We start from the raw sequence: 24,897 nt of genomic DNA, 5'->3' as shown, positions 1-24,897 counted from the left end.
GTTGCATGTGCGGCTCCGCCGCGATGGGGGTCCCCCTGGTTCGGGCGAAGCCGAGAACTCGGGGGGGCGACCAGCCACAACGCGCCCGCAGCCGCGTACGGTCTCAACCGGCCCGGTGGGTGGGCGTGCGCGGCCCGGCCACCCGCACGGGGCTCGCCGACTTGAGCGTACGCAGCACCGGGCTGGTCTCCAGCGCGTCGATCTCCCGCAGCGAGCCGAGCCGCCGCGTGAGATAGCGGTGCAGGTCGGCCGGGTCGCGGCACAGGGCCTGGGCGACCAGGTTGGTTCGCCCGGTGGTCGCGGCCACGAAGGCCAGCTCGTCATGATCCGCCAGGGCCAGCGCGACCTGCTCCAGGTCCGCCGGACGCACCGACAGCCACAGCAGAGCCCGGGCACGGACGCCGAAGAGCCCCGCGTCCACTTCCACGTCGAAGAACAGCGCGCCCGCCGCGCGCAGTTCGGCCAGCCTCCGGGCCACGGTCGTGGGCGACCAGCCGGTAGCCCGGGCCAACTCCCCCTGCCCGGCCCGCCCGTCCCGCTCCAGCGCAGCGAACAACTCGCCGTCCCCCGGGCCGGGTTGACGTACACCGTCACCTGCTTCCCGATCCCCTTCCCCGGCCACGGCGTCGCCCCGGTACTCCAACGCCCGCTGCTGCTCCTCGTCGAGAGCCTGGGCGCTGCGTCGCCAGTTGGCGGGTCCGCCCAGGTAGGTGTGGAGGAGGAGGTGCGCGGAGACGGCGGTAATGCCGCCGGTGCGCGGGATGTCGTGCAGCAGGAGGGAGCCGGGGGAGGCGTCCTCGGCCGCGGCATGGATCACGGCCGTGATCTCCGTGCCTCCCGAAGTCAGCTTCACCCAGGACGTGTCCGGCCGCCGTACCAGCGCCCCGGCGATGTCCTGCGCCGAGCGTGCCGTAGCCGTCAGCCGGACCAACCACTGTGCGCGGCCCGCCCGGTCCGGGTCGGCGAGGCCCACCACACGCAGCCCGGCCTCCGCACGCAGTCGGCGGTACCGGCGGGCCACGGTCTGCGCCGAGACCCCGAGTACCTCGGCGATCCTGCTGAACGGCACCCGGCCGTCCAGGTGCAGCGCGTGGATGAGAGCACGGTCGAGAGCGTCGAGCATGCCCCCATCCTCGCGCGGTGCGGCGGGCTCAGAGGTCGAACTCGTGCGGAGTCAGGTCCAGCGTGTAGCACGCCTCGCGCACCACGGCCTGCTCCGTCTTGTCGAAGTCGCCGTCCGCGCCGCCGATCACGATGCCGATCTGGACCACGGCCCGCGCCTCGGCCGGCTTCTTCTTCGCCTTGGCGATCTCCTGCAGCACGCTCACCTTGCCGAAGGCGAAGTCGGTCGTCAGCTTGTTCAGATTCTCCTCGAAGCGGCGCCGCAGGTCGTCCGCCGGGAAGTTCTGCAGCACCTCGTTCGTCGCGATGAGCTGGGCCACCCGCTGCCGCTCCGACGGGTCGACGGTCCCGTCCGCGGCGGCCACGAGCGCGCACATCGCCATGCTCGCGTCGCGGAACGCACCGCTCTTCAGGTCGTTCTTCTTCGCCGTCAACTGGGTCTGCATCTGCGACGCCGACTCCTTGACGCGGTCCCACAGGGCCACGGGCACTCCTCATATCAACGGCCGGCGGCTTCCCCCACACGCCGACGGCAACTTCTACAACACCGTAGAAACTAACGAGACGCCCGAGGAGTTCCCGCCGACCCGGACTGATTCCCCGTGGCCCCCTCGGGGAGGGTGCCAACGACGTGGCCGCCCACCGTCGCCCGAGCCTGCTTGCGGCGTTCGCGGCGGCTGATGCGCGGCTCCTGGTCGGGGACCCAGCCGAAGGTGAGGCAGCTGCCCGTGATGCCGAGCAGGAGGCCGATGAAGAAGCCGCCCAGGTTGGAGGTCATCCAGGTGCCCAGGGAGACCAGGACGCCGGTGATGGAGTAGAAGAGCCGCTGCGCGGGGTTGAAGAGGACCAGCAGACCCAGCAGCGCCATCAGCGACGGCAGCAGATACCCGGCCAGCCCCTGCATGCCGATGTGCATCACGACCTTCAGCGAGGCCTTCTCGGTCAGCAGGATCTCGCCGCCGGCCAGGGCGAGCAGCAGCCCGCCCCAGAACGGCCGGCGGGCCCGCCACCTACGGAACGCGGCCCGCGCTCCCTCACGTGGACGGTCGGACAGCTCGGACACTCTCAGCAACCCGAGCCGCTGAAGCGGAGCTTGAGACCGGGGAGCTTGAACACCCCTGCCGTCGTCGCATAGTTGGTCTGCCGCAGGTTGGCGATGCGCACGGTGTCGGCCTGCTGGCTGAAGACGCCGATCGGGCCCTTCACGCCCGCCTTGGTCAGCGTGCTGGCGTCGTTGCCGATCTCGATGTTGTTGAACGCCGCGTCGCCGGACAGCTGCGTGGAGTCGGTCGTCAGATCGCTCGCGGTCACCTTGTCGGCACCGCTGCCCGCGGTGATCAGCAGGTTCGTGCCGCCGAGGTCGACGCTCTGGCACAGCTTGGTGAGTGTGGCGTTCTTGATAGCGGAGGTGACGACGAGCTCCTGCCCGCCGCTGTCCCCGGCGTTCGGGCTGCCGTCCGCCATGTTGTCGAGGCCGCCGAACTGCTCGAAACCGGTTCCGTTCAGTTCCGTCGCGGTGACCGTGAACGGCATGCCGGAGATCGCGAACTGCACACCCAGCGCCCCCTGCGCGGTGAGGACCGCGAGTCCGGCGACGACGAGGGTGGCGGGCACCGCCATCACCGCGGCCCGGCGCGCCCGGACCCGGCCCCGCCTCTCACCGCCGCCGGCGGTCCCGGCGGTCGGCGGCGCCGCGTCCGTCTCCGGTGCCGCGGAGGCCCGGACGGGCTCGGTCGCTTCGGACGGTGAACCGTTTCCCGGGTTCTCGGGGGTGTTGCCGGCGGACGGGACGTCCGGGGACGAGGCCATGTCTGCTCCCATGGGCATGGATCAATGCGGGTTGGGCTTCAGCGGCAACGTTGTCCTGGCGCGGACAGCGACTGTCGCGTACGCCTCCTCGCACCCCGGCGGAGCAAGGGCTTTCTCGTTACGCGGCAGTAGCCTTCCGAGGAAGTTACCGCCGGTTACTTCGGAGGGTCAAGGGAGATGTGAAAAAAGGGTGTCGGATGTGCGTGGGGTGCGACCGAGACTCGCCAACTCCCTTGTTACACCTTGACGTTGATGGTTGATCAGGTCTACAACTTGCCCTGCTTCACGGATCCGTGGCGCCGGATCCGCCGAGCGGCACCGGCCGCGTTTCCCGGCCCTGTCACGCCGACCGCTCACCACGGTGCACAGAAAGCGTTCCCCCCACCGCGGCTGCGCACGGCCCTTCCCCCTGGCCGTGCCCGACCGCCCGCCGGGCCTGCCGAATGCCCTCCCCCCGAGGCCTTCGGCAGGTGCCCGGATCGCCGCCGGCGCCGGCCCGTCGCGTACGGAGAAGGCGCAACGGCCCTGCGTCGGCGGCACCGCACACACCACCGGGTATCACCACGTGCCATCACGCGTCACCACGTGATGCCGCACGGCATCGTCCACCCCCAGCCCCTGTCCCCACCCCCCACCCCACCTCATCCGGACCCCACCCAGGAAAGAGGCACCCGCATGCGTACGCGACCCCTCCTCGCCCTCGCCGGCACCGCCACCGCACTCGCCCTCGCGCTGGCCGCCCCCGCCTCCGCCGACGGCAGCGCCGTACTCACCACCGGGAGCGCGGGCGGCACCGCCGCGGCGACCGGCGACACCCTCACCGCGCCCCTGGCGTCCGGCACGTCCGCGACGTTCTACTCCAGTGCGACCGGCACCAGCGGTGTCACCTGCACGTCCTCCCAGTTCACCGCCAAGGTCACCGGGAACCCGACCGCCCCCGGCACGGCCACCGAGTCCGTCACCGGGCACACCTTCGACGCAAGCTCCTGCACCAGCAACGTCCCCGGTGTCACCGGCGTCAGCAGCATCACCGTCGACAACCTGCCCTACACGGCGACGGTCGGCTCCGACGGCACCCTCACCGTCTCCCCGGCCACCGGCTCGACCATCCAGACCACGGTCAAGCTGAAGACCCTGCTGGGCACCATCACCTGCGTCTACCAGGCGCCGTCCCTTTCCGGGAAGGCCGACAACACCGACAGCAGCATCAGCTTCACCAGCCAGCAGTTCACCAAGTCCTCCGGTTCGTCGCTGTGTTTCGCCAGCGGCTACTTCACCGCCAAGTACGCGCCCGTGACGGACGGCGGCGCCCGGGTCTACGTCAACTGAGGCTTGATTTAGGCGAGTTCAACGCCGTCGTAGTCGTACGGCGAGGGCGGCGCCCCCGGTGCACACCAGCACCGCGGCGGCGCCGCCCGCCGGCATGTGCGTGGAGACTCCCGAGCCCGCAACAGGCTTATCAGCGGCGGGAGTCTCCCCCTTCTCCGGAAAGACCACATCAGAACGCGAGTAGCAGGTCTCCGGTGTGCTGCGGTTCTGCCAGACGGTGTAAAGAATCTGACGGCCCGTCCGGTCCGTCGGCATTCGCGCGCCGATGTGGTATGCCCCCTTCCGCAGTGGCGGATCGGTGACCTGGGTGAACGGCCGCTCCGGCAGATCGGGCCACGTGAGCGGTTTCGCCGGGTCGTAACCGGGCTTGGTCAGATACAGCCGGAACGTGCCCGTGTGTGCGATCGTCGAGGCGTAGGTCATCGTCAGCCTGCTGCCAGGCGTGAGCCGCGTCGCCGGCCAGTCCCGCCGCAGGTCCAGGCCCCGGTACGCCGGCAGATCGCCGCTGCACAGCCGGCCGTCCGGAATCACCTGCCGGTCGTGACCGTTCACCCCTGCCACGCGGAGGTTGTCCCACACCGTGAACGGGGCGCCGTTCGCCGCGACCGCTGCCCTGCAGGCCGCCGGGCGAGCGGTCTCGCCGCCCTCGGGGGAGCAGGCGTAGACCCGGCTGGCCGGGGCCGTGGGGGCTCCGTGCGCCTGGGCGGACCCCGCCGCCCACGGCAGGAGCGGGAGCGGGGGCGCCGCGACGGCCACTGGGACGCTCAGGCGGGCGGTCGCCCGGGTCATCCGAGCCATCCGGGTCGTCCGGGTTCCGGGTCGCCCGGGTCGTCCGAAGCATCGGGGCATCTCCGCGGTGGGCGCGGGAACGGTGTCTTCGGCGTCCAATACGACACAGGCAAGCGGTGCGTTCAGCCGGCCCGGCGCATTGCGGATCCAGGGGCGCGAAAGCACCGACCGGTTGGGATGTTTCACGCCTGCTTCGAGGCCCCGTTGAGGAGCCGGCGTTCGGCCTCATAGGGTGGCGATCATGGATCCGGCGCCCGTCGCCCCGCGACTGCCGAGAACAGCCGGGCAACAGTCGTGCAACAAGGGGGGAACCGTTCTTGTCTCGTCCGTTCACGGACCGCCGAGGGGCCGTTCGCCGTCGGATCCGCAGGTGGCACGTGCCGTATCACCGGCCCGCACTCCGGACTCCCGCTGCCGCTCGGTGAGTTATCGTGTGCAAGGGGTTAAAACAAACCGCATGTCCCGTTCGTTTCAGCTGCGAGGAGGGGTCCCAAGGATGGCGAGGCAGTTACGCGCCGAGCAGACCCGGGCAACGATCATCACGGCCGCCGCCGATCTGTTCGACCGGCACGGCTACGAATCCACCAGCCTGAGCGACATCGTCGCACACGCGAAGGTCACCAAGGGCGCGCTGTATTTCCACTTCGCCGCCAAGGAGGATCTCGCCCAGGCCATCCTCGAACTCAACGCCAGGGCGGGGAAACAGCTCGTCGCCGAGGTCGAGAGCCGCGGCTACTCCTCGCTGGAGGCCCTGATGCGCACCACGTTCGGGGTCGCCCGGCTCGCCGTGGAGGACCCGGTGCCCCGCGCCGCGCTCCGTCTCGCCACCGCCGACATCGCCGTACGGCCGCCGCTCAGGCACCCGTTCACGGAATGGCTGGAGTTCGCGACCCGCAAGTTCACCGCGGCCGTCAGGGAGTCCGATGTGCACAGCGATCTCGATGTCGGCGTCGTCGCGCACTCCCTCGTCTCCTTCTTCGTCGGCACCCGGGTCGCCGGCCGTTCGCTCGAACCGGTCGGGCGGCTTCCGCGCCGGATCGCCGAGATGTGGCACCTGCTGATCCGGGGCCTGGTCCCGGTGCACCGCCGCCCCCGCTACGTCACGCTCGCCACGCAGCTGGAGCGGGAGATCAGAACCGCCTGAGGCGCGCGATACGGTGACGAGCATGCCCCACGCCCCGTTCGCATCCGTGATTTTGGGCAACGAACCCGGCTCGTTCCCGCACAGCGTGCCGGCCGTGGGGGTACCTCCCGCGCCCTTTAGGAGTAGGGGAGGCACCCCGCGATCATCCGGCAGGTGCGGGTCGCCTTCCCGTACGGCCCAGGGAAGCATTGGACGCTCGTGGTGCGACGTGCCGCCGGCTGTGGTCCGACCGCCGGCTGTGGTCCGAGAGCTACTTCTACCGCTGGCTGCTCGACGGGGTCGGCTGGTTCGACCCCGGCGCCCTGCGGGGTATCGACCCCTTCCGCCCGTTCAAGCGCGCCGAGCTCCACGCACCGGAGACCGACGCGGAACTGGCCGCGCTGGACGCCCTGCCCTGCCGGAGGAGGGGCAGGCGTGTGCCCTGCTGCACGGCTCGCTGTGGGGTAACCGCGCCGACCTCGGCTTCCGGCTCTCCGCCGAGGGCGCCGAGGCCCGGGAAGCGGCCCCCTCACTGGTCGCCGACGACAGCGAGGCCCTGTGGTCGCTGCTGCCGCCCGATGGCTCGGCCACGCTCGTCCTGGTCGCGGACAACGCGGGCCGCGCACTCGTCCCGGATCTGCCGCTGATCGCCCACCTCCTCGCCGGGGGGCGCGCGTGCGGTGCTGCACGTCAAGCCGCACCCGTACTACGTCTCCGATGCCACGTCCGCTGACCTCGTCGACGCGCCGCACCGGCTCCGGACGGCGGCCGGGCACTGCCGGTGACCACGCGCGCGTGCTCTGGCCGGCCATGGCGGACGGCCGCCTCGCCGTGCGCGCTCACCCCTTCTCCTGCGCCCCGCTGCCGTACGAACGGATGCCGGACGACCTGTGCGCCGAGTTCGCCGCGGCCACGCTGACCGTCCCCAAGGGTGACCTCAACTACCGGCGTCTGGTGGGCGACCGGCTGTGGTCGCCGACCGAGGCCGCTCCGGTGGCGGTCGAGGAGCAGCGCTGGCGCACCAGCGGCACGCACGCGCTGATCCAGGTCGACCTCAAGTGATGTCGAAAGACAGTGTCTTGATGCCGTTGATGAAGTTCGACACCAGCCGCTCCGGCGGTGCGGCGAGCCGCGGCTCCGGGAGCACGCGCAACACCTCCTCGTAGAGCAGCCGTAGTTGCAGCCGTGCGAAGTGGGCGCCCAGGCATACATGCGGGCCGTCGCCGAAGGACACATGCGGGTTGGGGGAACGGGTGAGGTCGAGCCGGGCGGGATCGGCGAAGGCCCGCTCGTCCCGGTTGGCCGAGGCGTGGAAGACCACGACCTTGTCACCGGCCCGGATCCGCTGCCCCGCCAGCTCGGTGTCCCGCGCGGCAGTCCTGCGGAAGGTCAGCACGGGTGGATGCCAGCGCAGCAACTCCTCTATGGCTGAGGGCATTTCGATCTTTCCGGCGCGCAACGACGCGTACGACTCCGGGTGTTCCGTCAGCGCCAGTAGTCCGCCGGGGGCCGCGCTGCGTACGGTGTCGTTGCCCGCGACCGTGAGCAGGAAGAAGAACATCTCCAGCTCGGCGCCGGTGAGTTCGGCGTCGCCGGCGAGGGTGGTCATGACGTCGTCGGCCGGGTGACGCCGTTTGTACGCGGCCAGCCGGCGCGCGTAGTCGAACATGTCCTCCAGCATCGCCGGGGAGCGCGGATCGACCGGCTTGCCCGTGCCGTCCAGCACCGGGGGGCCGGCCTCGTCCGGGTCCTGGTAGCCGATGACCCGCCGCGTCCAGTGCAGCAGCCGCCGCCGGTCGCTCTCCGGGACGCCCAGCAGGTCCGCCAGATTGAGCAGCGCGTACTCGTCGGTGACGCAGTCCACCAGGTCGACCGTGCCGTCCCCTTCCCGCGCCCGCTGCAGCGCCCCGGCGAGCAGGGTGCGCGCCCGCTCCCGGGCGAACGCCGCGAACCGGTCGACCCGGCCGGGGGTGAACGCCCGGCTCACCAACCGCCGCAACCACCCATGCTGCGGCGGATCCTGATTGAGCATCATGCTCCGGATGAACGGCAGATCCGCCGGGTCCGGGTCGCGGATCTGGGTCGCGCCGAGGTGGGAGGAGTACGTCGTCGCGTCCTTCAGCACCCGTACGACGTCCGCGTGCCGGGTCACCGCCCAGAACCCCGGCCCGGCCGGCCAGCCCAGCACCTCCGGCTCCTCCTGCCAGGCGACGGGATGGTGGTCGCGCAGCACGCGGTAGTCGTCGTGGGGCACACCGGCGGCGTACCGGCGCGGGTCGAACACGTCGGGCACGGGCGGGGCCTCACGCACCCTCACACCGGCTCGCTCTCGCCGGCCGCGGCCAAGGGGCTCGCGGCGTCTGTCGCGGCCGCGGTGCCCGAATCGGCCGTGGTGCCCGTGTCGGCCGTGGTGCCCGTGTCGGCCGTGGTGCCCGTGTCGGCCGTGATGCCTGTGTCGGTCCCGGTGTCCGTCGTACGCCCGGTGTGGGCGCCGGAGTCGGCGTCGGCTCGCAGGAAGTCCTCGACCACGCGGATCAGTTCCAGCGGGCACTCGTCCATGGCGTAGTGTCCGGCGAACGGCAGTGTCACGAGTTCCGCCCGCGGATACCAGGACAGCCAGGTCTGCCGCATGACTTCCGGCGAGAGCGCCGGGTCGAGTCCGCCGGCCACGGCCAGGGCAGGCACCTCGCTGCCCTCGACGTCGGCGTGGAAGTCGTCGCCCGCCCATGAGTCCAGCCAGGCGCGGCACGCCTTCGCGTCGCTGCGCTCCAGCGAGCGGGCGACCATCCGGTCCAGCCAGGCCGCGGGACGCCGGCCGCCGGTGGTGAGGTCGAGGATCGCGCGCCGGTTCTCCGGCTTGTGCGCGGCGTCGGAGAACAGCGCGGCCTGCTCGCCGGCCAGCGGGACGCCCGAGGCGGGCACCGGGGAGACGCCGACGATCCGGCGCAACCGGTGCGGGACGACGGCCGCCAGCCGCTGTGCCACCGCGCCGCCCATGGAGTGCCCGAGCACCGAGAACCGCTGCCAGCCCAGCCGGTCGGCCAGCTCCACCAGGTCCGCGGCCGCCTCGGCCGTCGTGTACGCGCCCACCGCGTCCTGGGCCTCGCCGTAGCCGCGAAGGTCGACCAGGGCGTAGGTGAAGGCGGTGCGGTCGAGGTCCGGCAGGACGGCGGCGTAGGCGGACCGGTCGGCGAACCAGCCGTGCACGGCGAACACCTTGTGGGCGCCGTCGCCGTGCACCTCATGGGGCAGCACAAAGGAGGTCATGCGCCTACCGTGGCCCGCGCGCGAGGACACGGCAAGAGCGCGCGCGGGGCCCTGAACGCCCGTGAACGACGCGGAAGTTCCCTGCTTCGGGGGCGGTTCACGCGATGGTGTGATCATGTGCCGCGTGGCGGATGGCCGTCTGGGGGCGCGGGTAGGGCCCGGCCATGACGCAGCCGTTCGAACTCCCGCACTTCTACATGCCGTATCCCGCGCGGCTCAACCCGCACCTCGACGAGGCCCGTGCCCACTCCACCGAGTGGGCGCGCGAGATGGGCATGCTCGAAGGCTCCGGGATCTGGGAGCAGGCCGACCTGGAGGCGCACGACTACGGGCTCCTGTGCTCCTACACCCACCCCGACTGCGACGGAACCGCTCTCTCGCTGATCACCGACTGGTACGTGTGGGTGTTCTTCTTCGACGACCACTTCCTCGACATGTTCAAGCGCACCCAGGACCGCGCCGCCGGAAAGGCCCACCTGGACCGCCTGCCGCTGTTCATGCCGCTCGACCCGGCCACCCCCGTACCCGAGCCGGAGAACCCCGTCGAGGCGGGCCTGAAGGACCTGTGGGCGCGCACGGTCCCGTCGATGTCCGTGGACTGGCGCCGCCGCTTCTCCGTGGCCACCGAGCATCTGCTCAACGAGTCGATGTGGGAACTGTCGAACATGAACGAGGGGCGGATCGCCAACCCCGTCGAGTACATCGAGATGCGCCGGAAGGTGGGCGGCGCCCCCTGGTCGTCGGGACTCGTGGAGTACGCGACCGCCGAGGTGCCCGCCGCCGTCGCCGGCACCCGGCCCCTGCGCGTCCTCATGGAGACCTTCTCCGACGCCGTCCACCTGCGTAACGACCTGTTCTCGTACCAGCGCGAGGTCGAGGACGAGGGTGAGAACAGCAACGGCGTGCTCGTCCTGGAGACGTTCTTCGGCTGTACGACCCAAGAGGCCGCCGAGACCGTCAACGACATCCTCACCTCACGCCTGCACCAGTTCGAGCACACCGCGCTCACCGAAGTCCCCGCCGTGGCCCTGGAGAAAGGTCTCACCCCGGAGCAGACCGCCGCGGTCGCCGCCTACACCAAGGGGCTGCAGGACTGGCAGTCCGGCGGCCACGAATGGCACATGCGGTCCAGCCGCTATATGAACAAGGGCGCGCGCCCCGACGCGCCCTGGCAGCTCCTGACCGGCCCCGGCACCTCGGCCGCCGACGTCGCCGCGCTGCTCGCCACCGCCGCCCGGGAACGCCTGCGCGCCTACGGCCACGTGCCCTACCAGAAGGTCGGCCCCTCGATCCTGCCCGAGTTCCACATGCCGTACGAACTGGGCCTGAGCCCCCATCTGGACGGCGCCCGGCGCAATCTCCTGGCCTGGTCGCACCGCATGGGCATCTTGGAGGAGGGCGTCTGGGACGAGGACAAGCTCGCCGCCTACGACCTCGCGCTGTGCTCCGCGGGACTCGACCCCGACGCCACCCCCGAGGCCCTCGACCTCAGCGCCCAGTGGCTCGCCTGGGGGACGTACGCCGACGACTACTACCCGCTGGTCTACGGCCGCCGCCGGGACCTGGCCGGCGCGCGGCTGAGCACGGCCCGGCTGTCGGCGTGCATGCCGGTCGAGGGCGAGCCGTCCGTCGTCCCCGCCGACGCGATGGAACGCGGGCTGGTCGATCTGTGGGCGCGCACGACCGCCGGGATGACCACCGAGCAGCGGCAGACCCTCAAGGACGCCGTGGACGTGATGACCGAGAGCTGGGTGTGGGAGCTGTCCAACCAGCTGCAGAACCGAATCCCCGACCCGGTCGACTACCTGGAGATGCGGCGCGCCACCTTCGGCTCCGACCTCACCCTGATCCTGTGCCGGATGGGCCACGGCCCCGCGATCCCACCGGAGGTGTACCGCAGCGGCCCGGTCAGGGCCCTGGAGAACGCCGCGATCGACTACGCCTGCCTCATCAACGACGTCTTCTCATACCAGAAGGAGATCGAGTACGAGGGCGAGATCCACAACGCCATCCTCGTCGTACAGAACTTCTTCGGCGTGGACTACCCCGCCGCGCTCGGCGTCGTACACGACCTGATGACCCAGCGGATGCAGCAGTTCGAGCACGTCATCGCGCAAGAACTTCCCGTGCTGTACGACGATTTCGGGCTGTCGGAGGAGGGACGCGCGGCCATGGACGGCTACGTACTCGACCTGCAGAACTGGCTCGCCGGAATCCTGAACTGGCACCGTGAGGTCGACCGCTACAAGGCCGAGTGGCTCGGCCGCCGCTCGCACGGCTTCGTGCCCGACCGCGCGCCCGCCGTGCCGGCCCTGTCGTTCGGCTGAGAGTCGCGGAATCTTCGCGTACGGAACCGGGCATTCTGGGAACTTCGGTGAGCCCTCGGGAGTCTTGTGGAGTAAGGGGAACAACAGACCGCGAACACACGGGGGTGTTCGACCTTGACCGAGACCATCGGCAGGCTCACCGAAGGGACCAGGCAGACGGGGGAGCAGGAGCAGGCGGTGGACGAACTGGCGCCGTACATGGCGCCGTTGACCGTCCCGCCCGTCCTGTGCCCCGCTGCGGACGACGTCCCGCGCGAGACCGAGATCGCCGTGCGCCCGACCTGGGTGCGCCTCCACCCGCAGCTGCCACCGACCCTGATGTGGGGGTACGACGGCCAGGTGCCCGGCCCGACCATCGAGGTGCGGCGCGGACAGCGCGTCCGCATCGCCTGGACCAACCGCATACCGAAGGACGCCGAGTACCCGGTCACCTCCGTCGAGGTGCCCGCCCGTGCGCCCGGCACCCCGCCCGCCTCGACCGAGCCGGGCCGCGAGGGCGTCGAGCCGGACAAGGACGTCGCCGCCCTGCCCGCCTGGACGGTGACCCATCTGCACGGCGCCCAGACCGGTGGTGGCAATGACGGCTGGGCGGACAACGCCGTCGGCCACGGCGACGCCCAGCTGTCGGAGTATCCGAACGACCACCAGGCGGTGCAGTGGTGGTATCACGACCACGCCATGAACATCACGCGGTGGAACGTGATGACGGGCCTGTACGGCACCTACCTCCTGCGTGACGACGAGGAGGACGCCCTTCATCTGCCGTCCGGGGAGCGGGAGATACCGCTGCTGCTCGCCGACCGCAACCTCGACACCGACGAGGACGGCCGTCTCAACGGCCGGCTGCTGCACAAGACGGTGATCGTCCAGCAGAGCAACCCGGAGACCGGGAAGCCGGTCTCCGTTCCCTTCACCGGCCCGTACACCACGGTCAACGGCCGCATCTGGCCGTACGCCGAGGTGGACGCCGCCTGGTACCGCTTCCGCCTGCTCAACGCCTCGAACGCACGCATCTTCCAGCTCGTGCTGATCGACGAGGACGGCAATCCGGTGCCGGGCGTCGTGTACCAGATCGGCAGCGACGGCGGGCTGCTGCCGCGCCCGGTGCCGGTCGGCTTCGACGGGGAGCTGCCCACGCTGACCGCCGCGCCGGCCGAGCGCTTCGACCTGCTGGTCGACTTCCGTGCCCTGGCGGGCCGCACCCTGCGGCTGGTGAACAAGGGCCCCAACCAGCCGGCGGGCGTGCCGGACCCGGCCGGTGACGTGCGCTACCCGGCAGTCCTGGAGTTCCGGGTCGGCGAGACGGGCGAGGAGGACATCTTCGAACTGCCCGAGGTCCTCTCCGGCTCCTTCCGCCGCCTCACCCACGACCTGCCGCACGGCCACCGCATGGTCCTGCTCACCCCGCCCGCCACCAAGGGCGCCGGCGGCCACCCGGAGATCTGGGAGCTGACCGAGGTCGAGGACCCGAGCGGCCTGCGGCTCCCGGCCGACGGCATCGTGCAGGTCACCGGGCTCGACGGCACCACGAAGACATACCGGCGCACCTCCCGGACGTTCAACGACGGACTCGGCTTCACCATCGCCGAGGGCGGCTACGAACAGTGGAGCTTCCTCAACCTCGCGCCCATCGTCCACCCCATGCACATCCACCTGGCCGACTTCCAGCTGCTCGGCCGGGACGCCTACGACGTCTCGGGCTTCGACCCGGCCCTAGGCGGCACCCGTACGCCACTGCGCTACGACGCCGACCGGGTGATCCCGCTCGCACCCAACGAACGGGGCAACAAGGACGTCTTCCGGGTGCCCGGCAGTCAGATGCTGCGGGTCATGGGCCGCTTCGACGGGGCGTACGGCCGGTTCATGTACCACTGCCGTCTGCTGGAGCACGAGGACATGGGCATGATGCGGCCGTTCGTCGTCATGCCGGCCGAGGCCATGAAGTTCGACCACGGCGCCGGACACGGAGGGCACGGCGGTCATGGCGAGGGGCATATGGGCTGAGACACGGCCCCGGGGCCGAGCGGCCGGCGCACGGTGACGGTCACGCCTGCCCCGGACAGCCCGGTGCTGCAGGGCGGCGGACCGCAGGGCGGTCGGCCCCGGGCCGGTGGGAGTCACGCCGGCGGGGCGATCCTGGACGACGCGTGCTCGACCGCGGCCCGCGCCAGTGCCCGGATCATCGGGTGCGGGCGCGAGCCGTCGCCGGCCAGCTCCGGCTGGAACAGGGACGCCAGGAAGAAGGGATGCCCGGGCAGTTCGGCGACCCGGGGGTGACCGTCCTCGTCGTGCCCGGAGAACCGCAGACCATGGGCGCGGAGCGTGTCCAGGTGGCGGGAGGGGCCGTAGGCGCAGAAGTACCGCTCGACCGTGCGTGCCGAGCCGATCACCGACTCCGCCAGTGAGCCCGGCTCGATCGTCACCGCGGCCTCATGGCCCACCAGCGAGCAGGCCAGCGGCTCGATGAGCGGGTCCGTGGCCTCCGGGTCGTTCTCGGCGTGTGCGACACCGGTCAGACCGCACACGTTGCGGGCGTACTCCAGCAGCGCGTGCTGGAAGCCGCCGCACGTACCCAGGAACGGAATGCCCTCCTCGCGCGCGGTGCGCACGGCCGCGAGGACCCCCGCCTCACTGCGGTAGGGGCTGCCCGGCAGCACCCACACAGCGTCGAACCCGCGCACCGCGCCCTCGGCCTCCGCCTCCTCGGAGGGAATCCAGTAGGCGTCCAGGACCAGCCGGTCGCGTTCGGCCAGAGCCTCCAGCAGGAGCGGCACGCGCGTGTGCGAGACCACGTCGGGGGAGCGGTCGCCGACGAGGGCGAGGGTTGCGGTGGTGTTCATGGACCTCATTTTTCGGGCCGACGCTCGTTCACGTCCAACGATGATTTCTGCACCTTCGATAAGCGATGCTGATGGAGCTGGGATGCTGGACACATGGACCCGCATCTGCTGCGTACCTTCGTCACCGTGGCGCGCCTCGCCTCCTTCTCGGAGGCCGCCCGCAAGCTGGGCTACACCCAGTCGGCCGTCTCCCAGCACATCGCCGCGCTCGAACAGGACCTGGGCGCGCCCCTGCTGACCCGGCGGCCGGTCGTGCCCACCGCGGCCGGCGAGCGGTTGCTGGAGCACGCGGGCCCACTGCTGCTGCGCCTGGACGCGGCCCGCGCCGACGTCGTCCGTATGACCGCCGCACCCCGGCACGGCCTGACCCTCGCCACCACGCCGACCGCACTCGGCGTCGGCGTCCTCGCCGCCCTCCCGCCGGCCGGAGTCACCCTGCGCGTGCTCACCCGCGAGGAGATCCCGGCCGCCGTCGCCACCGGCACCGCCGACCTCGGCCTCGTCGACGGGCTGGCCGCGCCGAGCGATCCGCTGCGCCTGCCCGACGTGGCGCCGCTGACCACGCACGGCGTCGCCGAGGAACCCGTGAGCGTCCTGCTGCCCGAAGGGCACCCCCTTGCTGCCCGGACCGGCCTGCGCCTCGGCGACCTCGCCGACGCTCGCTGGCTCGACGCGCCCGACGCGGCGCTTCCGCTGGACCATCTGCGCGCCGCGACCGGCGGCGGCGCCTTCCGCTCCGCCCTGCGCTACGAGGGCACGGATCTGCACACCCTCACCGCCCTCGCCGCCGCCGGACACGGCCTCACCCTGCTGCCCCGGCGCGTTGCCACCGCCGTACCCGGCACGGCCGCCGTCCCGCTCACCGCACCCCGGGTCGTCCACCGCACGGAACTCATCCACGGCGGCCGTCCCGGGGGATCGGCGGAGGGGGTGGTGCGGAGGCTGGTGGGAGCGGGGCGAGTGGGGTGAGTGGGTGAGCGGGGTGAGCGGCGCGGGGTGAGTGGGGCGATGCGTGCGAGCCGTGTGCCGCGCGGCGGTCCTGAGTGGTTCTGAGCGGTCCGGAGAGGGCCCGGAGAGGTCCGGAGCGTGAGGCGTGTCCTGTGTGCTCGCCCCTGGGGGTGATGACTACCCTCCGCCACTTTCCGGCCAGTCTCACTCTTTCGTGTCTCGTGGCAGCCCGGCGCCCCGGGTAGAGCACCAGCCGGAGGCGAGCGAACCATGGAACAGACTGCCCTGCGTCCCAAGCCGATGCCCGGCCAGGACAGGCGAGAGGCCGGCACCCCCGGCCCCGCCCACCGCCCGCATGCCGCGCCCCGGCGCGGACGGCGGCTGCGGACCGTGCTGTTCGGCCTGTTCACCGGCGGCGTGCTGGTGCTGTCCGGGGTGGGCATCGGTACCGTCGGTGCCACGGTGATCGGTATGAGCAGGCTCGCCGAGCTGCAACGCCAGGCCCCGTCGGCCGCGCCGCCGGCCAAGGCCACGCCCACCACCCCCGCCGGCACCCCCGGCCCCGCCCCGGCCCACCTGCCCGGGGCGACCCTGGGCATCGAGGCCGTGGACGCCGACAAGGTGGGTGCGCTGGTCGTGGGCGTGCATGTGCCCGGACCCGGCTATGCGGCCGGTCTGGTCCGCGGGGACGACGTGCTGCAGTTCGGCTCCGCCCGCGTCGAATCCGCCGCCGACCTCGCCCGAGCCGTGGACCGTGCCCGGCCCGGAAAGCCGGTGCTTCTCACCGTGCGTCACAGCGGTGGCGGCTACCAGCAGTTGGCGGTCGTGCCCGGGGTGGTGACCTGAGCCGGGGCGGCGAGAGCCCATACCTGCCGACCCCGGGCCCGTACCGCCTGCCCTCTCGGTGAGTGACCCCGGAAAATCGATGGCCGGTCACTCCCGGAAACCCGTTGGTCACCATCCGCCCCGCGCGCCATGATGGCCCCATGCCGAGTCCCTTCCGCGCCGACCGCAGCCTGCGGGGAACGCCGGCGATCGGCTCGCGTCACCCTGTCCTCCCGGGCAGGATGCTGCCCGAGACGCCCTCGCCCGTTTTCGCACCCGTACTCGCGCCTGGAGGCCCGGATGACCGGTAGTACGCCCGCGCCCTTCACTGCCGCCGACTACAGGGCCCGCATGGAGCGTGCCGCGCGCTCCGCGGCCGACGCCGGTCTCGCGGGGCTGCTCGTGGCACCGGGACCGGACATGGTCTGGCTCACCGGCTACACGCCCACCGCGGTCACCGAACGGCTCACCGTGCTGCTCCTCACCCCCGGCCACGAACCCGTGCTCGTCGTGCCGACCCTGGAGGCCCCGGACGCCGAGCACGCGACCGGCGCGTCCGCGCTCACCCTGCGCGACTGGACCGACGGCAAGGACCCCTACACCGTCACCGCCGCCCTCCTCGACGGCCGCGGCCGGTTCGGCATCAGCGACAACACCTGGGCCATGCACCTGCTGGGCTTCCAGCGGGCCCTGCCCGACACCTCCTACGCCTCTCTCACCGACGCCCTCCCCATGCTGCGCGCCGTCAAGGACGCGGCGGAACTCGAACTCCTCGCAGCGGCCGGAGCCGCTGCCGACGCAACGTTCGAGGAGATCCGGAAGGTTCCCTTCGCCGGCCGCCGCGAGTCCGACGTCGGCCGCGACCTAGCCGACCTGCTGCGCCGCTTCGGCCACTCCCAGGTCGACTTCACCATCGTCGGCTCGGGTCCCAACGGCGCCAATCCGCACCACGAGGTCGGCGACCGCGTCATCCAGCACGGCGACATGGTCGTCCTGGACTTCGGCGGCCTGAAGGACGGCTACGGCTCCGACACCACCCGCACGGTCCACGTGGGCGAGCCGAGCGACGAGGAGCGCCGGGTGCACGACATCGTGCGCGAAGCCCAGGAGGCCGGCTGTCAGGCCGTACGGCCCGGCGCGGCCTGCCAGGAGGTCGACCGTGCCGCCCGCGCGGTGATCACCGACGCGGGGTACGGCGCGTACTTCATCCACCGCACCGGGCACGGCATCGGCGTCACCACGCACGAGCCGCCGTACATGATCGAGGGCGAGGAACAGCCCCTCGTGCCCGGTATGTGCTTCTCCGTCGAGCCCGGCATCTATCTGCCCGGCCGCTTCGGGGTGCGTATCGAGGACATCGTCACGGTGACCGAGGACGGCGGCCGCCGCCTCAACAACACCACGCGCGAGATGGTGATAGTGGACTGAGACCACGGACGGACCCAGGAGACACCTCTTCGACTCTTCGACGACATCGACAACATCGTCGACATACATCGATGACATCCCGGAACGGCGACGCGTGACCCATGACCCAGGCACCGACACCCACCGCGGACACCGTCCGCAGACTGGTCCGTTCGCTGCTCAAGGAGGGCGGCGACGGCACCGCGGGACCCGATGTGCGGCCGGTGAGGGAGGGCGGTGAGCACTCCACGTGGTGGGTCGGTACCCGCCATGTGCTGCGGCTCGCCCCCGACCGCGAGGCCACCGTGCGCCAGCGCCGCGAACTGCGCCTGCGCGACCTGGCACGGCCGCACCTCCCCGTCGCCGTCCCGGCCAGTGTGGCGCACGGCGAATGGGCGCCCGGCCTCGGCTACACGCTCGACACGGCGATCCCCGGCGGCAGCGCCGAGGAACACGACGTCTCGGCCGTCGGCGAGGCCGACCTCGCCGGGCTGCTCACCGGGCTGCGCGCGGTACCCGTACGGCAGGTCGAGGCGCTCGGCGTGCCACGCACCGCCCCGCGCTCCCTAGAGGCGCTGCGCCGTATGGCCGTACACGCGGCCGAACGCCTCGCCACCGCCGACGAGTTCGACGCCGCCCGGCTGCACCAGCTCACCCCGCCCGGCGCGGCCCAGCTCGCCGCACAGTCCGGCACCGCCGTCCTCGTCCACCACGACCTCAAGGGCGAGCATCTGGTGGTCAGCGCCGACGGCAGGGTGCGCGGCGTCCTCGACTGGACCGGAGCGGCCCTCGGGGACCCCGCCGAGGACATCGCCGGGCTCGTCCTCGCGGTCGGCTCCGGCGCGGCGGTCCGCGCGGCCACCCTCGCCGGCTACGGCCCCCGCCCCTGCCTGCGCGGCCTTTGGCTGGCCCGCTGTGACACCGTCGTCAGCCTCGCCGACCGCCTGGACGGCCGCGACGACAGCCCCCTGCCCCTCCTGCGCACCCAGCTGGAGCGCGCCTGGGAGCCGATCCTGCTGGAGCGCCTGACGGACTTCAAGGAGGACGAGCAGGAGCCGTAGGGCCGGTGCGGCGGATCCTGTCGCAGACGCGAGGGCACCCCCTTCGCCCCCACTCACCTGCTCTGATGAGGCGCGCCGTCGATGTCCTGCGACCTGATCCGCCGGACAGGCCCTGGGCCGCGTCGGCGTGCCCGATCATGGCGCCGTGACCGACAGGCAGCCGCGTGTGGTACTGGCCGAGGACTCCGTCGTTCTCCGTGACGGCATGGTCGAACTGCCCGGGGCCCGCGGATGCGAGGTGGTGGCCACCTCCGGGACGGCACCCGAGCTGCTCGCCGCAGTGGACGAGCACCGGCCGAACGTGGCCGTCGTGGACATCGGGATGCCGCCCACCCACAGCGCATCGGCCCCCCGGGGGGACAGGGGGCTGCCGTGCCGCCCCGGAAGTCAGGAGCCTGTGGGGCCTTTCTTCGCCTCCGCTCAGGGCTGGCTCAGGATCACGCAGGACTCCCCGGGGACGTGGAGGAGGCCGTCGGGGCCCGGGGGGTCGACCGGGTCCCAGGCCGCGAGGACCAGCGCGGGGCGGGTGCCCAGGGGGATCGCCGCCGGTTCCTTGCCGAGGTTCACCGCCACGCGTACGTCACCGCGCCGGAAGGCGAGCCAGCGGGACTCCTCGTCGTACGCCACCCTCGTGTCGGCCAGGTCGGGGTCGGTGAGGTCGGGCTGCTCGTGCCGGAGCGCGATCAGCCGCCGGTACCAGGCGAGCACGCGCGCGTGGTGCTCGCGTTCCGGTTCCGACCAGTCCAGGACGGAGCGGTCCCGCGTCGCCGGGTCCTGCGGGTCCGGTACGTCCTCCTCGGCCCAGCCGTGCGCCGCGAACTCCCGCCGCCGACCCCGCCGTACCGCCTCGGCCAGCTCCGGATCGGTGTGGTCGGTGAAGAACTGCCAGGGCGTGCCGGCCGCCCACTCCTCGCCCATGAACAGCATCGGCGTGAACGGCGAGGTCAGCGTGAGCGTCGCCGCGCAGGCCAGCAGCCCCGGGGAGAGCCGGGCGGAGAGCCGGTCGCCCTGGGCGCGGTTGCCGACCTGGTCATGGGTCTGGCTGTAGCCGAGCAGCCGGTGCCCGGCCACCCGCGTCCGGTCCAGCGGCCGGCCGTGGTGCCGGCCCCGGAAGCTGGAGTAGGTGCCGTCGTGGAAGTAGCCGCCGGTCAGCGCCTTGGCGAGGGCGGCGAAGGGAGCCTCGGCGAAGTCTGCGTAGTAGCCCTGCGACTCGCCGGTCAGCGCGGTGTGCAGGGCGTGGTGGAAGTCGTCGTTCCACTGCGCGTGCAGCCCGAGGCCGTGCTCCGCGCGCGGGGTGATGATCCGCGGGTCGTTCAGGTCCGACTCGGCGATGAGGAACAGCGGCCGGCCCAGCTCCCCGGCGAGGCCGTCCACGGCCGCCGACAGCTCCTCCAGGAAGTGGCACGCGCGCGTGTCGTACAGCGCGTGCACCGCGTCCAGCCGCAGCCCGTCGATCCGGTAGTCCCGCAGCCATGCCAGCGCGCTGCCGAGGAAGTAGGCGCGCACCTCGTCCGAGCCGGGCGCGTCCAGGTTCACCGCCGTACCCCACGGCGTGTGGTGCGTCTCGGTGAAGTACGGCCCGAAGGCCGGCAGATGGTTGCCGGACGGGCCCAAGTGGTTGTGCACGACGTCCAGAACGACGCCGAGACCGAGTTCGTGCGCCTGGTCGACGAAGCGTTTCAGCGCCTCCGGGCCGCCGTACGGCTCGTGCACCGCCCACGGCGACACTCCCTCGTAGCCCCACCCGCGCCGCCCCGGGAACGGACACAGCGGCATCAACTCCACGTGCGTGATGCCCAGTTCCACCAGGTGCTCCAGCCGGGAGGCCGCCGCGTCCAGGGTGCCCTCGGGGGTGTACGTGCCCACGTGCAGCTCGTACAGCACGGCACCCGGCAGCCCCCGCCCCGTCCATCGCGTACGCCACGCGTGGCGCCCGTGGTCCACGACCGCGCTCAGCCCGTCCGGGCCGTCCGGCTGGCGGCGCGAGCGCGGGTCGGGCAGCACCGGGCCGTCGTCCAGCGCGAACCCGTACCGGGTTCCGTCCTCGGCCTCCGCCTCCCCCGTCCACCAGCCGGCGCGCGCGGGATCACGCGCCAACGCGCGCGTGGCGCCCTCGCAATGGAGCGTCACTCGGTCTGCCTGCGGTGCCCACACCTCGAACTGCACGGACGGTTCCCCTTCGCCTGTGATGGATCGTCTGCTCACCGTGATGTCCCGCGTCCCCATCGTGCCCGCCGGGACGATCATTCCGCCTTCGAATATGCCCTTTCCCGGTGGTGTCGTGGGCGTATGCGCGGTTCGGCGCCGATTCCCGGTTTTCTGGACACCCGGGGTTCACTGACCGACAATCACCAGCGTGACGTCGTCTTTCGAGTTCTCCACGTACCCCGCGCGGCTGTCCGACGCGGAGCGTGACAAGGCGCTGCAGGTGCTGCGGGACGGCGTCGCCATGGGCCGGCTCTCGCACGACACGTTCGTGCGCCGCATGGAGCTGGCGCTGGCCGCCCGCCGCAGCGACGAACTGGCTGCCCTCGTGGCCGACCTGCCCCGCGAGAACCGTTTCTCCCGTGCGGTCCTCGGCACCGTCGAGGCCGTCTCCGGGTTCACCGTACGACTGCGCCGGGCCTGGCAGGCCGAGCGGTTGCCCAAGCTGCTGCTGCCGAACCCCGCGCGCACCCACCCGCTGCGCATCGGCCGCGACCCGGCCAACGGGCTGCGCCTGAACCACGAGACCGTCTCCCGTGTGCACGCCGAACTGAGCCACCAGGGCGGCATATGGGTCCTGCGGGACCTCGGCTCCACCAACGGCACCACGGTCAACGGCCGCCGCGTGATCGGCTCGGTCGTCGTCCGCGAGGGCGACCAGGTAGCCTTCGGCCGGACGGCGTTCCGGCTCGCCGTGAACTGAGGGGCGCCGGCCGGTCCCCTTCGAACGGGCGCTCCCCTACGCGCGCGTGCCTCCCGATCGGGTGATCCGGGCTGTGGAACGCGGTCCTCTGTGCCGATGCTTCGGTCATGACGTACCTCACCCGAGTGACCACGGCCGCCGGTGCCCTGCTGGCCTGTGCCGGCCTCTTCGCCGCGGCCCCGGCCCAGGCGGCACCGCGCACGAGCTTCCCCCTCTCCGACAACTGGCTCTACCTCACCGTCGTCCGCGGTGAGACCGCCCAGTCCGGTGACAGGCACGGCACGCTGCTGCTGTGCGACCCGGTGCCCCTGGGATACGCGCGCGCGGCCGAGGCCTGCGGCGAACTCGCGGCCGCGAACGGCGACATCGCGCGCATCCCGCAGAAGAAGGAGGTCTTCTGCCAGATGATCTACGCCCCCGTCACCGTCCACGCGCACGGGCAGTGGAACGGCCAGCCGATCGACTACCAGAAGACCTACTCCAACAAGTGCACGATGGAGGCACAGACGGGAGCGGTGTTCGCCACGGAACACTGATTCCGGCCGCCGGGCGGAGTGGCACGGGCGGCGCGGTACGCACGATGTGACGCGGGCGGCGCGGCACGGGTGATGCGACGCGGGCGGCGCGGCAGGGTCGGCGCGGAGGCTTCAGGCCATCCGCTCCCGGGCCTGCTGCGCCGCCACCAGCACCGTGCGGGACTGGTGCTCCACCTGGTGCTCCAACGGCACCCAGCGGGCCCGGAACCGCGCCGCGAAGGCGTCGCACCAGGTGGCGACGAGCCGCTCCAGGCGCGGCGCCGCCCGGTCGTCCGTCTCCCGCAGCACCCGCAGAAGCATCGCCGCCGCCCGCAACGGCAGCCGCCGCCCGAAGGCGTCCACACTTCCGACGTACGCCATCGTCGTACCCGCGGGCGCGGTGTGGGTCCAGTCCTCAGCCAGGCCCGGGATCAGTTCCAGCGCCCAGCGCGCCGCCCGCAGCAGCGGACCGTCCACGCCGTCGAGGCGGGGCAGCGCGTCGGTGAGCACCCCCTCCACCTCCAGCGCGTCCCGCAGCAGCCGCTGCGCCAGCCGCCGAATCGCCGCCGCCGGCGCCGGGTGCGGCGCCGGATCGTCCACCAGGTCGCTGGCCCACATCGGCACCTCCACCACGGCCGTCAGACCGCCGTAGCGATGCGCGTGGTACCAGGTACTGTGCCGTGCGTCGTCCGGCATGCTCGGGTAGGCGGCGCCCGTCTCCGGGCCGGGCATGACATGCACCCCGGGGCCGGAGGCCGGCCAGCCGGCCGCGTCCGAGGCGCCCGTCTCCACCGGGATGTGCAGCTGAGCGGCGGACTTCGCGAACGGCTCGGCGAGCCCCGGCACATCCCTGGTCAACTGCACCCAGCTGCCGCCGAGATCCGTGCCGTGCAACGTCACCTGGAGGTAGGGCCGCAGCTCGTCGATCAGCCCGGTCAGCGCCCGGGTCTCGGGCGGCAGGCGGTCCGGCGGCAGCACGGACGGCGACCACTCCGGCTGCTCCGCGCCCGTCGGCCGGTAGAAGCCGAGGTGGTAGTCGAGCAGACTGCGCGGCGCCGGCGTCACATGCAGGCTCGCGCCGTCCGGATCGGCGCACAGCAGGAAGTGCCAGGACGTGTCCATCCGCAACTCCCGCTCGGCCAGTACGCGTTCGGCCAGCACCCGCAGGGTGGAGCCCCCGGTCGGCTCGTTGGCGTGGGCGCCGGCCACCACCAGCACCGCCCGCCGGGCGTGCCCCACGGACAGCAGGTGCAGAGGTCTTCCCCCGCGCGAGACGCCCACCTGCCTGAGCGAACACAGCCCGGGTTCCTGAGCGGCCAACGCCTGTGCGGAGGCGACCAGTTCGGGAACGCTGGGGTAGCGCAGCTCCGGCAGAAGACTCACCCCCGACTTGTTCCGCCCGGCTTCGCCCTCCAAGTCCCGCACGCGAAGGGTGAACTGTCAAGCATACGGCGGGGAGGCTACCGGGGGCGCCCGGACACAGGCGCGGGGGCGCGCCGCGAGCGGTGCGTGCCGTGCGCTCACTGCTGGTGCAGGCCGCGTCCCGCGAGGGTCAGGAACACCTCACCCACCGCCTCCGACAGCGTGGGGTGCGCGTGCACATGCCGGGCCACGTCCGTGGGCTCGGCGTCCCAGCCGACGATCAGCTGGCTCTCGGCGATCATCTCGGACACGTGCGGGCCGACCAGGTGCACGCCGAGCACCTGCCCGCCGCCGGCCTCCGCGACGACCTTCACCATGCCGCCCTGGCCGTGCACCATCCCCTTGGCCACGGCGGTCAACGGCATAGTGTTGACCTCGACCTCGCGCCCACGCGCGCGTGCCTCGCTCTCGCTCAGCCCCACCGAGGCGGTCTGCGGCGAGGAGTACGTCACCCGGGGCACGGCCGCGTAGTCCACCGGGGCCGACGGCAGGCCCGCCAGCGTCTCGGCGACCAGCAGGCCCTCCGCGAACGAGGCGTGCGCCAGGCCCAGTGACGGCGGCGGCAGCAGGTCGCCGACGACATGGATGCCCGGCACGGCCGTCTCCAGCCGCTTCCAGTCGGCCGGTACGACGAACCCCCGCTCGTCCGTCGTCAGACCGGCCGCCACAAGACCGAGACCCTCGGTGACCGGCGCCCTGCCGACCGCCACCAGCAGCCGCTCCGCCTCCACCGTGCGGGTCTCGCCCCGCACGGTGCGCAGGCGCGCGCGTACGCCGTTCTCCAGCACCTCCGCGTCCAGTAGCCGCGCGCCCGCCTGGACATCGATCCCGCGCTTCTTCAGACCGCGCGTCAGATGCCGGCTCACCTCGGCGTCCTCCAGCGGCACGATCCGGTCCGCGGCCTCGACCAGGGTGACCTCCGCGCCCATGGACCGGTGGAAGGAGGCGTACTCCACGCCGATCGCGCCCCCGCCCAGCACCAGGACGGACGCCGGCAGCCCCGGCGCGAACAGCGCGTCGTCACTGGTCACCACGCGGCGCCCGTCCGGCGCGAGGCCCGGGAGCGTGCGCGGGTGCGAGCCGGTCGCGAGGACGATCCCACAGCGCACGGTGAAGTCGTACACGCCGGGCGCGGATTCGAGCTGCACGCCGGGCGCGGGTTCGGTCCGCGCGCCGGGCGTGATGTCGGTCTGCGCGCCGGGGCT

The 24,897-nt window shown here is 72.2% G+C and carries 20 protein-coding genes and 2 pseudogenes; 11 read left to right on the top strand and 11 right to left on the bottom strand.

Going from position 1 to position 24,897, the window contains the following annotated elements; genetic code table 11:
• Positions 1–103: 103 nt before the first annotated feature.
• The 4 genes from M878_RS59015 to M878_RS59005 all read right to left on the bottom strand — a co-directional run bounded on the left by M878_RS59015 (position 104) and on the right by M878_RS59005 (position 2,931).
• Positions 104–1,123 (bottom strand): Lrp/AsnC family transcriptional regulator, encoded by a 1,020-nt coding sequence (locus tag M878_RS59015; RefSeq protein WP_023545907.1) that lies wholly within the window; start codon positions 1,121–1,123, stop codon positions 104–106.
• Between the two features lie 28 nt (positions 1,124–1,151).
• Positions 1,152–1,607, bottom strand: a complete 456-nt coding sequence (locus M878_RS59010) for a tellurite resistance TerB family protein (RefSeq protein ID WP_023545906.1) — start codon at positions 1,605–1,607, stop codon at positions 1,152–1,154.
• A gap of 71 nt (positions 1,608–1,678) precedes the next feature.
• A complete protein-coding gene (locus tag M878_RS47440; RefSeq protein ID WP_245238381.1) occupies positions 1,679–2,176 on the bottom strand; it encodes a DUF6114 domain-containing protein in 498 nt (165 codons plus the stop codon).
• Between the two features lie 11 nt (positions 2,177–2,187).
• Positions 2,188–2,931, bottom strand: a complete 744-nt coding sequence (locus tag M878_RS59005) for a DUF6230 family protein (protein WP_023545904.1) — start codon at positions 2,929–2,931, stop codon at positions 2,188–2,190.
• Positions 2,932–3,606: 675 nt separating this feature from the next.
• Here M878_RS59005 and M878_RS59000 point away from each other — a divergent pair.
• Positions 3,607–4,260 carry a hypothetical protein gene (locus tag M878_RS59000; protein ID WP_023545903.1) on the top strand — a complete coding sequence of 218 codons (654 nt, stop codon included), beginning with the start codon at positions 3,607–3,609 and terminating at the stop codon, positions 4,258–4,260.
• Between the two features lie 18 nt (positions 4,261–4,278).
• Here M878_RS59000 and M878_RS58995 read toward each other — a convergent pair whose 3' ends face one another.
• Positions 4,279–5,049 carry a lytic polysaccharide monooxygenase gene (locus tag M878_RS58995; RefSeq protein ID WP_023545902.1) on the bottom strand — a complete coding sequence of 257 codons (771 nt, stop codon included), beginning with the start codon at positions 5,047–5,049 and terminating at the stop codon, positions 4,279–4,281.
• A 496-nt stretch (positions 5,050–5,545) separates the two neighbouring features.
• Between M878_RS58995 and M878_RS58990 the strand changes: the two genes are divergently transcribed.
• A complete protein-coding gene (locus M878_RS58990) occupies positions 5,546–6,193 on the top strand; it encodes a ScbR family autoregulator-binding transcription factor (RefSeq protein WP_023545901.1) in 648 nt (215 codons plus the stop codon).
• A gap of 22 nt (positions 6,194–6,215) precedes the next feature.
• A pseudogene (locus M878_RS58985) lies at positions 6,216–7,234 on the top strand (damage-control phosphatase ARMT1 family protein).
• On the opposite strand, the gene M878_RS58980 reads toward M878_RS58985, so the two are convergent.
• A complete protein-coding gene (locus M878_RS58980; RefSeq protein WP_031224585.1) occupies positions 7,227–8,489 on the bottom strand; it encodes a cytochrome P450 in 1,263 nt (420 codons plus the stop codon). The pseudogene M878_RS58985 and the gene M878_RS58980 sit on opposite strands and share 8 nt — an antisense overlap.
• Positions 8,490–8,671: 182 nt before the next feature.
• Positions 8,672–9,439 (bottom strand): annotated as a pseudogene (locus M878_RS47430) (alpha/beta fold hydrolase); the annotation flags it as partial.
• A gap of 164 nt (positions 9,440–9,603) precedes the next feature.
• Here M878_RS47430 and cyc2 point away from each other — a divergent pair.
• On the top strand, positions 9,604–11,766 hold the full coding sequence (gene cyc2, locus M878_RS58975) for a germacradienol/geosmin synthase Cyc2 (RefSeq protein WP_023545896.1): 2,163 nt from the start codon (positions 9,604–9,606) through the stop codon (positions 11,764–11,766).
• A gap of 114 nt (positions 11,767–11,880) precedes the next feature.
• Complete coding sequence (gene phsA, locus M878_RS58970; RefSeq protein WP_023545895.1) at positions 11,881–13,770, top strand: O-aminophenol oxidase PhsA; 1,890 nt, start codon at positions 11,881–11,883, stop codon at positions 13,768–13,770.
• A 113-nt stretch (positions 13,771–13,883) separates the two neighbouring features.
• Here phsA and M878_RS58965 read toward each other — a convergent pair whose 3' ends face one another.
• On the bottom strand, positions 13,884–14,606 hold the full coding sequence (locus M878_RS58965; protein ID WP_023545894.1) for a CTP synthase C-terminal region-related (seleno)protein: 723 nt from the start codon (positions 14,604–14,606) through the stop codon (positions 13,884–13,886).
• Positions 14,607–14,699: 93 nt separating this feature from the next.
• On the opposite strand from M878_RS58965, the gene M878_RS58960 reads away from it, so the two are divergent.
• From M878_RS58960 to M878_RS58945, 4 genes are all read left to right on the top strand, one after another.
• Positions 14,700–15,575 (top strand): LysR family transcriptional regulator, encoded by an 876-nt coding sequence (locus tag M878_RS58960; RefSeq protein ID WP_023545893.1) that lies wholly within the window; start codon positions 14,700–14,702, stop codon positions 15,573–15,575.
• Between the two features lie 249 nt (positions 15,576–15,824).
• The gene (locus M878_RS58955) at positions 15,825–16,400 is read left to right on the top strand and encodes a PDZ domain-containing protein (RefSeq protein ID WP_023545892.1); all 576 of its coding nucleotides are present in this window, start codon (positions 15,825–15,827) and stop codon (positions 16,398–16,400) included.
• Positions 16,401–16,679: 279 nt separating this feature from the next.
• Complete coding sequence (locus M878_RS58950; protein WP_023545891.1) at positions 16,680–17,807, top strand: aminopeptidase P family protein; 1,128 nt, start codon at positions 16,680–16,682, stop codon at positions 17,805–17,807.
• A gap of 101 nt (positions 17,808–17,908) precedes the next feature.
• Complete coding sequence (locus M878_RS58945; RefSeq protein WP_023545890.1) at positions 17,909–18,847, top strand: phosphotransferase family protein; 939 nt, start codon at positions 17,909–17,911, stop codon at positions 18,845–18,847.
• 420 nt (positions 18,848–19,267) lie between these two features.
• On the opposite strand, the gene treZ is transcribed toward M878_RS58945, so the two are convergent.
• The gene (treZ, locus tag M878_RS58940) at positions 19,268–21,013 is read right to left on the bottom strand and encodes a malto-oligosyltrehalose trehalohydrolase (protein WP_031224583.1); all 1,746 of its coding nucleotides are present in this window, start codon (positions 21,011–21,013) and stop codon (positions 19,268–19,270) included.
• Between the two features lie 190 nt (positions 21,014–21,203).
• Between treZ and M878_RS58935 the strand changes: the two genes are divergently transcribed.
• Positions 21,204–21,755, top strand: a complete 552-nt coding sequence (locus M878_RS58935) for an FHA domain-containing protein (RefSeq protein ID WP_023545888.1) — start codon at positions 21,204–21,206, stop codon at positions 21,753–21,755.
• A gap of 107 nt (positions 21,756–21,862) precedes the next feature.
• Complete coding sequence (locus M878_RS58930; RefSeq protein WP_023545887.1) at positions 21,863–22,291, top strand: subtilase-type protease inhibitor; 429 nt, start codon at positions 21,863–21,865, stop codon at positions 22,289–22,291.
• Positions 22,292–22,402: 111 nt separating this feature from the next.
• Here the strand turns inward: M878_RS58930 and M878_RS58925 are convergent, their stop codons facing one another.
• Positions 22,403–23,653 (bottom strand): M14 family zinc carboxypeptidase, encoded by a 1,251-nt coding sequence (locus tag M878_RS58925; protein ID WP_023545886.1) that lies wholly within the window; start codon positions 23,651–23,653, stop codon positions 22,403–22,405.
• 137 nt (positions 23,654–23,790) lie between these two features.
• Positions 23,791–24,897: FAD-dependent oxidoreductase (locus M878_RS58920; RefSeq protein ID WP_023545885.1), on the bottom strand; the 1,107-nt coding region annotated here is incomplete at its 5' end.

Source organism: Streptomyces roseochromogenus subsp. oscitans DS 12.976, assembly GCF_000497445.1.
Lineage (GTDB): Bacteria > Actinomycetota > Actinomycetes > Streptomycetales > Streptomycetaceae > Streptomyces > Streptomyces oscitans.
The sequence above is the reverse complement of the archived record's forward strand: the minus strand, read 5'-3'. Positions and strand labels throughout refer to the sequence as shown.